We start from the raw sequence: 12,651 nt of genomic DNA on the forward strand, positions 1-12,651 counted from the left end.
TAAATACTGTTTTAGCGATTTATGAAACAAAACCGACATACCCATCCAGCAGGAGCCCGGATGCCCTCTCTCAGAGACCTGATCACCGATCCCGCCCTGGACCTTACGCCGGCGGAACGCAAAGTCATCCGTGCCTTGCTGGACCAATACCCGCGTAACGGGCTGGGACCGATGTCACGCTTGGCCGAACATGCCGGTGTCAGCGACCCCACCATTGTACGGCTGGTGAAAAAACTGGGTTTCAGCGGTTACGCCGATTTCCAGGATGCCTTGCTCAGTGACATGGACCACCGCCTCCGGTCCCCCAGCGCCCTGTTGCAGCTTCGTTCTCATGTTCAGAAAGACGACGCCTGGAGCCATTACCTGGCGGAGACCCATCGGGCGCTGGTGGATACCCATGCGCTGACCCAACCCGAAGATGTGCGGATTCTGGTGCAGTGGCTGCTCGATACCCGTCATCAGGTTCACTGCTTTGGCGGGCGCTTCAGCAGTTTCCTCGCCAATTATTTGCTCAACCATTTGCGCCTGCTGCGCCCGGGCTGTTTCGCCCTGGAAGACAACGCACAACTGCCGGACCGGCTGTTCGACGTGCAGCGTCAGGACGTGGTGCTGGTGTTCGACTATCGCCGCTACCAGTCACAGGCCTTGCGCGTAGCCAATGCGGCGAAAAGCCGATACGCCCGGGTGGTGTTGTTCACGGACATCTATGCTTCACCGCTGCGGGAAATGGCCGACCTGATTATCAGTGCGCCGGTGGAATCGGTGTCGGCCTTCGACACCATGGTCCCGGCGCTGGCCCAGATCGAGGCGCTGATTGCCTGCCTGACCCTGCGCAGCCCGGAGCTGGCCGATCGCCTGGAAGGCATCGATGCCCTGCGAACCGATTTCGCCACCCACCTGCTGGAGGATAAATAAGGATGTTCACGCTCCCCCACCACTCGCCCCGGGACTTGCCGTTCACTGCCGATCACACCGCGCTGTTGCTGGTGGACATGCAGCGTGCCTGGCTCGAACCGCAGTTCGACCCGCACCTCAACGGACCGGATGGCGAATACTTCCTGACCCGCACCCACATGCAGGTGGTGCCCAATCAACGCCGATTGCTCAGTGCCTTTCGCAGCGCGCAGCAAAATGTGCTGCACACGATCATCGAAAGCCTGACCGCCGACGGCCGCGACCGCTCGCTGGACCACAAGCTCTCGGACATGCACTTGCCCAAGGGCAGCCCCCCGGCGCGGATCATCGACGACCTGACGCCGACAGAAAACGAAATCGTCTTGCCCAAGACTTCTTCCGGGGTCTTCAACTCCACCAACATCGACTACGTGTTGCGCAACCTTGAAACGCGGCACCTGATCATCGCCGGCATCGTCACCGACCAGTGCGTGGACATGGCGGTGCGTGACGCCGCCGACCGTGGTTACCTGGTGACGCTAGTGGAGGATGCCTGCGCGACCTACACGCCGGAGCGTCATCAATCCTGCCTGAACGCGATCAAGGGTTACTGCTGGATCACCGACACCCAGACCGTGCTCGGCCGGTTGCAGGAGATGCAAGCATGAGCGAACGCCTGTCGCCGCTGCCCATGACCACCCTCGTCACCACCGACCTGATCGGCGTGACCCGTGGCCGTTCGTTCCCGACGGACGAACTTGAACATTACCTGGCGACGGGCTGCGGCTGGGTGCCGGCCAACAGCGCCTTGACTCCGCAAGACATCATCGCCTCCACCAACCCGTGGGGCGCTTATGGCGATTTACGCCTGATTCCCGACCTGAGCAGCCGGGTGACAGTCAGTAACGGCCCGGATGCCGCGGCCCCGGCGCTGGACTTCATCCACAGCGACATTCACGAAACCGATGGCCGCCCGTGGGGCGCCTGCCCACGCACGTTGTTGCGCAATGAAGTGCAGCGGTATCGCGCCGAATTGGGCTTGCAGGTCAACGCCGCGTTCGAACATGAATTCAACCTGAGCAGCGGCGCGGCCGATCAACTGGCGTTCTCCCTTGAGGCCCAGCGTCAGGGCGCCGAGTTCGGTGGCTGGCTGCTCAGCGCCCTGCGCGCCGGTGGCGTCGAACCGGAAATGTTCCTGCCCGAATACGGCAAGCATCAATACGAAATCACCTGCCGCCCCGCCCTCGGCGTGGCCGCTGCGGACCGTGCGGTGAACGTGCGCGAGATCACCCGCGAGATCGCCCGGCAGATGGCCCTGGACGTGAGCTTCGCGCCGAAGACGTCCGAACATGCCGTGTGCAACGGCGTCCATCTGCATGTCAGCCTGTTGGATCTGGACGGCCAACCGCTGATGTACGACGCCGGCACGATCAATGGCCTGTCGACCCTCGGCCAGCACTGGGCCGCCGGCATCCTTCATTACTTGCCAGCGTTGTGCGCGTTTACCGCACCGACACCGGTGTCCTACGAGCGCTTGCAGCCGCATCACTGGAGCGCCTCCTACGCCTGCCTCGGCCAGCGCAACCGCGAAGCGGCGCTGCGGATCTGCCCGACCGTGAGCCTGGGCGGCAAATCGGTGGCGGCGCAATACAACCTGGAATTTCGCGCCATGGACGCCACGGCGTCGCCGCACCTGGCGATGGCCGCGCTGCTGATCGCCGGTCGCCTGGGCATCGAGCAACGCCTGGCCTTGAACGCGATCACCGATGAAATCCCCGATTCCCTGAACGAAGAACAACGCCAGGCCCACGGCATCGTCGCCCTGCCCGCCTCCCTTGCCGAGGCGCTCGAGTGCCTGCGCAATAGCGAGGCGCTGATCGAAGCCCTGCCGAGCGCGTTGATGGACACCTGGTTCGCCCTTAAAACCGAGGAACTGACGCTGACGGAACAGCTGTCCCCCGCCGAACGCTGTGAGCACTATGCACGCCTGTACTGAATCCGCCGAACTTGGCCTGTACACCGAGCCCGCGTACACCCTGAGCCGCGAAGACTCGGCGCACCCGTTGATTCTGGTGTGTGAACACGCCAGCCGTTTTATTCCACCCGGGTTGAATGACCTGGGCCTGAGTCACGACGCGGCCCGCGAGCATATCGCCTGGGACATTGGTGCGCTGGCGCTTGCTGAAGGTTTGTCCCAGGCACTGGGGGCGACGTTGCTGGCGGCCAATTACTCACGGCTCTTGATTGACCTCAACCGCCCGCGCCATGCCCCGGACAGCATCCCGCTGCAGAGCGAGATTTATCCGATACCGGGTAATCGGGATCTGGACGAAGTCACGCGCGAGTACCGCCGCGAATGCCTGTTCAAGCCGTTTCATGCCCGGCTGCAAACCTTGATCGACCAACGAATCGCCCAAGGGCAGCCGGTCCGGGTGGTCGGCATTCACAGTTTCACCCCGGTTTTCCACGGCCAACCGCGCGCGCTGGAAGTCGGCGTGCTGTTTGGCGAAGCCAGGGACTACGCCCAACGATTGATTGACGGGTTGAGCCAGCACCCCTTGAAGGTTGCCAGTAATGAGCCGTACAAAATCAACCCGCTGGGCGACATGACCGTGCCGGTCCACGGCGATGCACGGGGACTGGAATCGGTGTTGATCGAGGTGCGCAACGATCTGCTGCGCACCGCTGAAAACGTCAGTCGCTGGGCAGGTTATCTGGCTCCGCTGTTGTAAGAAATCGCGTCAAACCCGCAGCATGCAGCTGCTTTCATCCCAAGGAGTAGGGCTTCATGGAATTAGAAGAATTCGGCTACAAGCAAGAGTTGCAACGTAGCCTGTCGCTGACTGACCTGGTGGTGTACGGGATGATCTTCATGATCCCCATCGCCCCATTCGGTGTGTACGGTTACGTCAACGCCGAAGCACCCGGCATGGTGCCGCTGGCCTACATCATCGGCATGGTGGCGATGCTGTTCACCGCCCTGAGTTACGGCAGCATGGCGCGGGCCTTTCCGATTGCCGGCTCGGTGTATTCCTACGCGCAACGCGGCCTCAACCCGCACGTCGGGTTTATCGCCGGCTGGCTGATGCTGCTCGATTACCTGCTGATTCCACCGCTGCTCTACGTGTACGCGGCCATGGCGCTGAATCACCTTTACCCTGACATCCCCAAGGTCGGTTTCATTCTGGCGTTTCTGGTCAGCGCGACGTTCGTCAACCTGCGGGGGATTACATTCACTGCCCGCATGAACATTGTCTTTCTGCTGGCGCAACTGGTGGTGCTGGGGATCTTCCTGTTCTACGCCTGGAATGCGCTGCACAGCGGCGGCGGTAACGGTCAACTGACCCTGGCGCCGCTGTACAACCCGGACACCTTCAATTTCGCCCTGCTGATGCAAGCCGTGTCGATTGCGGTCCTGTCCTTCCTCGGTTTCGATGCGATCTCCACCCTCGCCGAAGAAATCAAGGGCGACCCTGGCCGCAGCGTCGGCAAGGCAGCGCTGATTACGCTGCTGGTGATGGGCGTGATCTTCGTCGTGCAAACCTGGATTGCCACAGACCTGGCGGCCGGCATGGGCTTCACCTCCGCCGACACCGCGTTCTATGAAATCGCCGAAATCGCTGCCGGCAGCTGGCTGGCAACCCTGACTGGCGTGGCCACCGCCCTGGCCTGGGGCGTGGCAGTTGCCATCACCTCGCAAGCGGCGGTATCGCGTCTGCTGTTCGGCATGGCCCGGGACGGCAAGCTACCGAAAGTGCTGGCCAAGGTTCACCCGAAACACAACACCCCCTACCTGAGCATTTACCTCGTAGCGGTGCTGTCGCTGGTGATCTGCTACCTGTTCATCAACTCGGTGGACACCCTCACTTCGCTGGTGAACTTCGGCGCGCTGAGCGGTTTCATGTTGCTGCACCTGACCGTGATCAATTACTACTGGCGTCGGCAGAAGTCCGGCCAGGTGATCCGTCACCTGGTCTGCCCGGTGGTTGGCTTCATCATCGTCGCGGCCATCATGTACAACATGGGGGTCGATGCACAAAAACTCGGACTGATCTGGATTGCCCTGGGCCTGGTGTATCTGTTTTTCCTCAACAAACTAGGCGCCAGCACAGCGTTGCCCGACCCGAGCAACGGCTGACAAGAAAAAGAGCGGCGTCTGACAAGAAATCAGGCGACCGCCGATTTAATGCGTGGAAACCGACAGTGATAGTCAGGTTCGGCACACAGCGCCGAACCCTTTGATACAGGAGTACATCCATGCTGGTCTTACGCCCAGTCGAGTTAGCCGACCTGCCCCAGTTACAGCAACTGGCGCGCGACAGCCTGGTCGGAGTCACGTCCTTGCCGGATGACACTGAACGCCTGCGCCTGAGGATTCTCGACTCCTGCGCATCGTTCGACAAAGACGTGGAAGGTCATGGCCCGGAGAACTATTTCTTCGTGCTGGAGGATCTCGCGGCCCGGCGTCTGGTGGGGTGCTCGGAGATCCTTGCCACCGCCGGCTTCAACGAACCGTTCTACAGTTTGCGCAACCGTCACTTCAACAGCGCCTCCCGGGAGCTGAACATCGAGCACGGCGTACCGGCGTTGTCGTTGTGTCAGGACCTCAGCGGCCACACCTTGCTACGGGGCTTTCACATCGAAACAGCGCTGGTGCGCACAGCGTTTTCGGAGTTGCTGTCCCGGGCGCGCCTGTTGTTCATTGCCGCCCATTCGCAGCGTTTTGCGCAAGCGGTGATCACCGAGATCGTCGGCTTCAGCACCGAGGAGGCGCAATCACCGTTCTGGGATGCGCTGGGCAAGCATTTCTTCGACCTGCCCTACGCCGAAGCCGAGCGGCTCTGCGGTCTGGAGAGCCGGACCTTCCTCGCCGAACTGATGCCGCAATACCCGATCTACGTGCCGATGCTGCCCCAGGCTGCGCAGGATTGCATCGGCCGGATCCACCCCGATGGCCAGGAGGCCTTCGATATTCTTGAGCGTGAGGGATTTGAAACCAACAGCTACATCGACCTGTTTGACGGTGGGCCGACGCTGTACGCGCGCACCTCGAACATTCTCTCCATCGCCCAAAGCCAGACCGGCACGGCGCAACGGACTTCGCTGATCGATGCGTGCGGCCGTTACCTGGTGAGCAATGACGCGCTGAAGGACTATCGCGCGATCGTCGCCGAGTTGAATGTCCAGGCCGGGCAACCGGTGGGGTTGAGCGCCGAGATGTGTGCCGCCCTGAACGTCACCGATGGCAGCCCGATCCGGCTGATTGCCCTGTGAGCAGCACCCGGCCCCATGCCCAACGACAGCGCCCGAACTGGCGCGAAGAAGGAGCTGCATCATGATTGTCCGCCCGGTTCGCATCACCGACCTGCCCGCCTTGATGGATCTGGTGCAACAGGCCGGCCCCGGGTTTACCACCCTGCCGGCCAACGAAGAACGCCTGGTGCACCGGGTGCGCTGGGCCCAGCGGACCTTCGCCGAGCAGGTCGAGCGTGCCGATGCCGATTACCTGTTCGTGCTGGAAGATGACGATCAGCAAGTGGTCGGCATCAGTGCGCTGGCCGGTGCCGTTGGCCTGCGCGAACCCTGGTACAACTATCGGGTCGGGCTGACCGTCAGTTCGTCGCCGGACCTGGGTATTCAACGGCAGATTCCGACGCTGTTCCTGAATAATGAAATGACCGGGCAATCGGAAATCTGCTCACTGTTCCTGCGCCCTGATCAACGCCACGGCAGCAACGGTCGGTTGCTGTCCCTGGGGCGCTTGCTGTTCGTGGCCGAGTTCCCCCACCTGTTCGGCGACAAACTCATCGCCGAACTGCGCGGCAGCGCCGACGAACACGGCTGTTCACCGTTCTGGGACAGCCTGGGCCGGCACTTCTTCAAGATGGATTTCAGCCACGCCGATCACTTGTCGGGGCTGGGCAGCAAATCGTTCATCGCCGAACTGATGCCGCGCCAGCCGCTTTACACGTGCCTGCTCACCGAACAGGCCCAGGCCGTCATCGGCCAGGCCCACCCAAACACCGAACCGGCACTGAAAATCCTCAAGGCCGAAGGTTTTGTGCATCAGGGTTACATCGACATCTTCGACGCAGGCCCAGTGATCGAAGCCCCGGTCGCGAAAATCCGCACCGTGCGCGACAGCCAACCGCTGGTTTTGGCTATCGGCACGCCCGACGAGCAGGCCCCGGTGTGGCTGATCCACAATCGCCGCCTGGAAAACTGCCGCATCACCACCGCCCAGGCCAGGCTGGTGGGCAACAGCCTGGTCGTCGACCGACTCACGGCCAAACGCCTGCAACTGCAACCGGGTAACTCGGTACGGGCCGTGCCGTTACCCAATCGGCAACAGCAGGCGGTGGCAGCGTGATCAGATCCTGAGTCCTCCGCCACCCTTGTGGTGAGTGGGGTTCACCTGTGGCGAGGGAGCTTGCTCCCGTTGGGCTGCGAAGCGGCCCCAAAACTGCCACCCTAATCTATTTTTCCAGACACACCGCCCCCATCGTTTTACGACTGCTGCGCAGCCGAACGGGAGCAAGCTCCCTCGCCACAGGTAAACCCGCTCGGCACAGAGGTCCGCGTCTATCTGAGCCCCCCAGCAAAATTCGTCATCATCTTCCCCTCCTTCGCGTGATAGCCTTTTGTTCCTTCGGCGTTGACACCTTTGCTCAAGCCTTTCCATTCCTTTGTATTGGTGGAACTCATATGTCCAGGCTTTCTCATCAAGATTTGCGCCGTAACTTCCGCGAGCTGTTTGCTTCCAACACCTGCTATCACACGGCGTCGGTCTTCGACCCGATGTCGGCCCGCATTGCCGCTGACCTGGGGTTTGAAGTGGGCATCCTCGGCGGTTCTGTTGCCTCGTTGCAGGTGCTGGGCGCTCCCGACTTTGCCTTGATCACTCTCAGCGAGTTCGCCGAACAGGCCACGCGCATCGGTCGAGTGGCCCAATTGCCGGTCATCGCCGACGCCGACCACGGCTACGGCAACGCGCTCAACGTGATGCGCACCATCGTCGAACTGGAACGCGCCGGCATCGCCGCCCTGACCATCGAAGACACCCTGTTGCCGGCGCAATTCGGCCGCAAATCCACCGACCTGATCGGCGTGGCGGAAGGCGTCGGCAAGATTCGCGCGGCACTGGAAGCCCGGGTCGACTCGGAAATGGCGATCATCGCGCGTACCAACGCCGGGATCCTGCCGGTTCAGGAAGTCATCAGCCGCACCTGTCATTACCAGCAGGCCGGTGCGGACGGGATTTGCATGGTGGGCGTGCGGGACTTCGATCACCTCGAACAGATTGCCGAACACCTGAGCGTGCCACTGATGCTGGTCACCTACGGCAACCCGCTGCTGCGCGATGACAAACGCCTGGCCGAACTGGGCGTGCGGGTGACCATTGATGGTCATGGCGCGTACTTCGCGGCGATCAAGGCAACGTATGACAGCCTGCGCGAACAACGGCAGATCTTTACCCAGGCGTCGGATTTGAGCGCTACCGAGCTGACTCATACGTATACGCAGCCTGAGGAATATATCCGTTGGGCGGAAGAGTTCATGAGTGTGAAGGAATAGCGCTGCTGCTTGTTGCGCTGTAGGACATCGATTTTACTAACACCAAAAATCCCTGTGGCGAGGGAGCTTGCTCCCTCGCCACAGGGAACAATTTTCAGCGCTTCGCCAACTCCATGATCATCCGCGACAGCAGATAAATCCGCGGCGCTACGCTCTCCACCTCCGCGTATTCTTCAGGCGTATGAATATTGCCGCCGACAATCCCGAACCCATCCAGTGTCGGCGTACCCACCCCGGCCGAGAGGCTGGCGTCTGCCGCCCCGCCGCTGCCTTCTTCCGTCAACTTGCGCCCGATCTCGCCGTAAATCCCCTGAGCCATGGCCATCAGCCGATCCGATTCCGCCGTTTGCGGCATCGGTGGCAAACCGCGTTGTAGCGTGGTGGTGACTTCGGTATCAGGAATCAGCTTGTCCTTGGACACCCGCGCCAGGTCCTTCTCGATCCGGTCGAACTCTTCGGGTACCGCCGCCCGCACGTCGGCCTTGGCCGTGGCCTGGTCCGGAATCACGTTGGTGCGGTCGCCCGACTTGATCACGGTGAAGTTGATGGTGGTTTTCTTCTCGGCGTCGCCCAGTTTGCCGAGCTGCAGAATCTGGTGCGCCGCCTCCATCGCCGCGTTACGCCCCAGCTCCGGCGCAACACCGGCATGTGCGGCTTTGCCTTTGACTTCCACCACCGCCGTCGCGCTGCCTTTGCGCCACACCACCAGACCATCCGCCGGGCGGCCCGGTTCGAGGTTGAGGGTCACGTCGTGGGCCTTGGCGGTTTTCTTGATCAGGTCGGTGGCGATGTCCGAGCCGGTCTCTTCGCTGGCATCGAGCAGGAAGGTAATTTGAGCGTAGTCCTTGAAGTCGAGGTTTTTCAGGACTTTCAGTGCGTAGATCCCGGCGACGATGCCGCCCTTGTCGTCCATCACGCCCGGCCCGTAGGCGCGGCCGTCCTTGATATGAAAAGGGCGCTCGGCGGCCGAGCCTTCCTTGAACACGGTGTCCATGTGCGCCATCAGCAGGATTTTCGCCTTGCCGGTGCCTTTGAGGGTCGCGATCACGTGGCTGCTTTTGTCCGGTGTGTTGGGTACCAGTTCGATGGTGGCGCCGAGTTTTTTCAACTCGTCGATGGCGATGTCGCGCACTTGCGTCAGGCCGGGTTCATAGCCGGAACCGGAGTCGATGTTTACCAGACGCTCCAACAGTTTCAGGGCTTCACCCTTGTACTGTTCGGCGTCAGCGAGGACTTGTTTGTGGGGTTCGGCGAAGGCTGCAGGGGCGAATGCGCCGAGGGCGAGGGTCAGGCCAAGGCTGGTGGCCAGCAGGGAACGAGGGAGATTGAGCGTCATGAATCGATCCTTGTTTCGTGTCGGGGGTCAAAAACACCCTACCTGACTACGGCGCAAGGCTCTAGACCGAATGCGACGCACACGAACCTGAGGCCGATCCCGCAGGGGGATGTGTGCAGGCCCTCAGACCGGGTCGAGCAGCTCGTGATGGGGTTTGCCGTCTATGCGGTAGATCACGCGGTTGCGGCCGGTGGTCTTGGCTTGGTAGAGCGCCTGGTCGGCATCATTGAGCCACAACGTGGCGTCGGTGTGTGACGGGTCGAATGCCGCCAGGCCAATGCTCAAGCTGACTTTCAGCGCCGGGTTCTGCTCGTAGCCCAGGGTCGCGAAGCGATCACGCAAGGCGTCCATGGCAGCCGCTGCGCTGTCGAGGGGCAAATCCGGGAGGAGCACGCAGAATTCGTCGCCACCATAGCGCCCCGCCACATCGGTCGCCCGCAGGTTCTGCTTGAGCATCTTGCTCAGTTGCCGCAGCACGATGTCCCCGGCGACATGGCCGTAGGTGTCATTGATGGTCTTGAAATGGTCGATGTCGATCAACGCAATCGCCCCGCCCTGCTGCTGGCGTTGGCAACGCTGGAATTCAACTTCCAGCTGGTCTTTCCAGGCGCCATGGTTCAGCAGGCCGGTGAGGCTGTCGGTACGGCTCAGGGCCAGCAATTCGCGTTTTTGGCGGCCCAGGGTGGTGGCCTGTTGAAAACAGATCCAGCCCAGCGCCAGCGGATACAGGCTCAGCAAGGGCAGACAGGCGTAGAGCTGCAACGGGCTGGTTTGCGCAACGAAGGCCGGTGTGAACACCAGCAGGCCGACACCCACCCCGAGAATCTGCGCAACCGTGCCCACCAGCAGGAACCGCAAACCGCCGATCGCCACGTTGTTCATGGCCATCATGGACAGCGTCGCCGCGCTCGGCAGTGGATTGAACTGCATGGCGGCGACCCAGAATCCACCGAGAAAGGCGTCGACGAGAATGTTGCGATGTTCGGCGTGAAACGGCACCTTCGCCCGACGCGCCCATTGATAGGCAACATGCGGCCAGAGCACGCCATTGACCACCATCAGCACCCAGACCCATGGCGCCGGGTTGAGTGGATACATCGCCGCGCCTACGCACAACAGGCCCAAGACCAGGCCCAGGGTTCGCGACGTATAGAGCCTTCTGGCCAGTGAAAGCCCTTTTCCTCCCGTTTTTCCCATAAGGGCCTCTGCGTCACACAACGGAACCCGACAAAACACGGGGTGCGGGTGTGGTGGGAGTCTATCAGGGCAACGTTAAATAGCCATCACCGGCGGGCAGCCTGAATCCTGCGCAGTCTTTGTCGGCCATGTTTGGGCTATACATGAAGGAAGAGTTGGATAAACAACGATAAAGGAGACCCATGCAGACTTTTCAGGTGTTGATCATCGGCAGCGGTTTTGGCGGTCAGTGCGCGGCGATCAATCTGCTCAAGGCAGGCATCGACGATTTTCGCCTGCTGGAACGACGGGACTTTTTTGGCGGCACCTGGTGCCAGAACACCTACCCCGGCGCGGCCGTCGATGTGCCCTCGCCGCTCTATTCGCTGTCCTTCGCCCCTTACCGCTGGACGCAAATGTTCGCCGATCAGGCTGAACTGCATCACTACACCCAGTACGTGGTCGAGCACTTCGGCCTGCGGGACAAGGTCGAACTGCAAGCCAATGTCGAGCGCATCGAATGGGACGCCGACGGCCAGCGCTGGGCGGTGCACACCGGCGCCAAAGGCACGTTTTACGCGCAGTTCCTGATCAACGCGACGGGGCCGCTGAGTCAACCGGTGGTGCCTCATTTCGAAGGCCAGGAACGCTTCCAGGGCAAGACGTTTCACACCAACAACTGGGATCACACCTTCGATTACCGGCACAAACGTGTCGCCATCGTCGGCAGCGGCGCCAGTGCGGCCCAGGTCATTCCGACCATTGCACCAGACGTCGAGCACCTGCATGTGTTCCAGCGTACGCCGCACTGGGTGTTGCCCCGCGCCGACCGTGCCTTCGGGCCTTTCCAGCGTTGGCTGCTGGGCCTCAAACCGGCGTACAAACTGCTGCGCTGGATGCTCTACTGGCAGTTCGAAACCCGGGTGATTGCCTTCAAATACTCGAAACCGGCGATCCGCATGGTCCAGCAACACGCCCTGCGCTTCCTCAAGCGCCAGGTGCCTGACCCCGAATTGCGCCGCAAACTGACACCGGACTTCACCATCGGCTGCAAGCGAGTGATCGTCTCTAGCACCCTCTACCCGGCACTCGGGCGCAGCAACGTGACGCTGCACAGCCGCGAACAAGGCATCGCGTCCATCGACGAAACCGGCATCGTCACTCAGGACGGTCAGCACATCGACCTGGACCTGATCGTCTGGTCCACCGGGTACGACGCCACCGACGGGGTGATTTCCTACCCGGTCACCGGTAAAAACGGCACCCGGCTCAAAGACGTCTGGGCCCAGTACCCGCGGGCTTATCTGGGCACCAGCCTGCCGGACTTTCCCAACTTGTTTATCGTCACCGGGCCCAATACCGGCATCGGCCACACCTCGGCGCTGTTCATCATCGAGTCACAGATGAATTACATCCTCGATTGCATACGCACGCTGAAAGAAAAGGGTTTGCGCAGCATCGAAGTACGCCCCGAGGCAGAACGTACCTACACTGAGATGATCCACCGTGAAATGGAGCGCACCGTCTGGAAGTCCGGGGGCTGCCACAGTTGGTATCAAAGCAAGAGCGGTCATGTGATCGCCATGTTCCCGGGGTTCAGTTTCAGCTATCACCGGTTGACCCGGGCACTGAAACCCGCCGACCACATTTTGTCCTGAACACGTAAAAGG

11 protein-coding genes are annotated in these 12,651 nt (G+C 61.4%); 9 read left to right on the forward strand and 2 right to left on the reverse strand.

Annotated features, from left to right (window positions below):
• Positions 1-60: 60 nt before the first annotated feature.
• From JIO00_RS18080 to JIO00_RS18115, 8 genes are all read left to right on the forward strand, one after another.
• Positions 61-915 (forward strand): MurR/RpiR family transcriptional regulator, encoded by an 855-nt coding sequence (locus tag JIO00_RS18080; RefSeq protein ID WP_077749076.1) that lies wholly within the window; start codon positions 61-63, stop codon positions 913-915.
• Positions 916-917: 2 nt separating this feature from the next.
• Positions 918-1,562 (forward strand): isochorismatase family cysteine hydrolase, encoded by a 645-nt coding sequence (locus JIO00_RS18085; protein ID WP_200666514.1) that lies wholly within the window; start codon positions 918-920, stop codon positions 1,560-1,562.
• Positions 1,559-2,890 carry a glutamine synthetase family protein gene (locus tag JIO00_RS18090; RefSeq protein WP_077749074.1) on the forward strand — a complete coding sequence of 444 codons (1,332 nt, stop codon included), beginning with the start codon at positions 1,559-1,561 and terminating at the stop codon, positions 2,888-2,890. The genes JIO00_RS18085 and JIO00_RS18090 overlap by 4 nt, the downstream gene beginning before the upstream one ends.
• A complete protein-coding gene (locus JIO00_RS18095) occupies positions 2,874-3,626 on the forward strand; it encodes an N-formylglutamate amidohydrolase (protein ID WP_077749073.1) in 753 nt (250 codons plus the stop codon). The genes JIO00_RS18090 and JIO00_RS18095 overlap by 17 nt, the downstream gene beginning before the upstream one ends.
• A gap of 56 nt (positions 3,627-3,682) precedes the next feature.
• Complete coding sequence (locus tag JIO00_RS18100; protein WP_077749072.1) at positions 3,683-5,032, forward strand: APC family permease; 1,350 nt, start codon at positions 3,683-3,685, stop codon at positions 5,030-5,032.
• Between the two features lie 119 nt (positions 5,033-5,151).
• Positions 5,152-6,168 carry an arginine N-succinyltransferase gene (locus JIO00_RS18105; RefSeq protein ID WP_200666516.1) on the forward strand — a complete coding sequence of 339 codons (1,017 nt, stop codon included), beginning with the start codon at positions 5,152-5,154 and terminating at the stop codon, positions 6,166-6,168.
• Between the two features lie 61 nt (positions 6,169-6,229).
• The gene (gene astA, locus JIO00_RS18110; RefSeq protein WP_010455566.1) at positions 6,230-7,264 is read left to right on the forward strand and encodes an arginine N-succinyltransferase; all 1,035 of its coding nucleotides are present in this window, start codon (positions 6,230-6,232) and stop codon (positions 7,262-7,264) included.
• A 335-nt stretch (positions 7,265-7,599) separates the two neighbouring features.
• Complete coding sequence (locus JIO00_RS18115) at positions 7,600-8,469, forward strand: isocitrate lyase/PEP mutase family protein (RefSeq protein ID WP_010455567.1); 870 nt, start codon at positions 7,600-7,602, stop codon at positions 8,467-8,469.
• Between the two features lie 94 nt (positions 8,470-8,563).
• On the opposite strand, the gene JIO00_RS18120 is transcribed toward JIO00_RS18115, so the two are convergent.
• Together JIO00_RS18120 and JIO00_RS18125 are read right to left on the reverse strand one after the other, a co-directional pair.
• A complete protein-coding gene (locus JIO00_RS18120) occupies positions 8,564-9,805 on the reverse strand; it encodes a M20/M25/M40 family metallo-hydrolase (RefSeq protein ID WP_172791276.1) in 1,242 nt (413 codons plus the stop codon).
• Between the two features lie 123 nt (positions 9,806-9,928).
• Positions 9,929-11,002, reverse strand: coding sequence for a diguanylate cyclase (locus tag JIO00_RS18125; RefSeq protein ID WP_200666518.1), 1,074 nt, complete (start codon positions 11,000-11,002; stop codon positions 9,929-9,931).
• Positions 11,003-11,184: 182 nt separating this feature from the next.
• Between JIO00_RS18125 and JIO00_RS18130 the strand changes: the two genes are divergently transcribed.
• Positions 11,185-12,639 (forward strand): flavin-containing monooxygenase, encoded by a 1,455-nt coding sequence (locus tag JIO00_RS18130; protein WP_200666520.1) that lies wholly within the window; start codon positions 11,185-11,187, stop codon positions 12,637-12,639.
• Positions 12,640-12,651 lie beyond the last annotated feature (12 nt).

The organism is Pseudomonas sp. SW-3 (genome assembly GCF_016615645.1).
Lineage (GTDB): Bacteria > Pseudomonadota > Gammaproteobacteria > Pseudomonadales > Pseudomonadaceae > Aquipseudomonas > Aquipseudomonas mandelii.

Excerpts from the sequence above, each read along its gene's own strand:
- JIO00_RS18080 (WP_077749076.1), top strand. The coding sequence starts at position 61 with ATGCCCTCTCTCAGAGACCTGATCACCGATCCCGCCCTGGACCTTACG.
- JIO00_RS18085 (WP_200666514.1), top strand. The coding sequence starts at position 918 with ATGTTCACGCTCCCCCACCACTCGCCCCGGGACTTGCCGTTCACTGCC.
- JIO00_RS18090 (WP_077749074.1), top strand. The coding sequence starts at position 1,559 with ATGAGCGAACGCCTGTCGCCGCTGCCCATGACCACCCTCGTCACCACC.
- JIO00_RS18095 (WP_077749073.1), top strand. The coding sequence starts at position 2,874 with ATGCACGCCTGTACTGAATCCGCCGAACTTGGCCTGTACACCGAGCCC.
- JIO00_RS18100 (WP_077749072.1), top strand. The coding sequence starts at position 3,683 with ATGGAATTAGAAGAATTCGGCTACAAGCAAGAGTTGCAACGTAGCCTG.
- JIO00_RS18105 (WP_200666516.1), top strand. The coding sequence starts at position 5,152 with ATGCTGGTCTTACGCCCAGTCGAGTTAGCCGACCTGCCCCAGTTACAG.
- astA (WP_010455566.1), top strand. The coding sequence starts at position 6,230 with ATGATTGTCCGCCCGGTTCGCATCACCGACCTGCCCGCCTTGATGGAT.
- JIO00_RS18115 (WP_010455567.1), top strand. The coding sequence starts at position 7,600 with ATGTCCAGGCTTTCTCATCAAGATTTGCGCCGTAACTTCCGCGAGCTG.
- JIO00_RS18120 (WP_172791276.1), bottom strand. The coding sequence starts at position 9,805 with ATGACGCTCAATCTCCCTCGTTCCCTGCTGGCCACCAGCCTTGGCCTG.
- JIO00_RS18125 (WP_200666518.1), bottom strand. The coding sequence starts at position 11,002 with ATGGGAAAAACGGGAGGAAAAGGGCTTTCACTGGCCAGAAGGCTCTAT.
- JIO00_RS18130 (WP_200666520.1), top strand. The coding sequence starts at position 11,185 with ATGCAGACTTTTCAGGTGTTGATCATCGGCAGCGGTTTTGGCGGTCAG.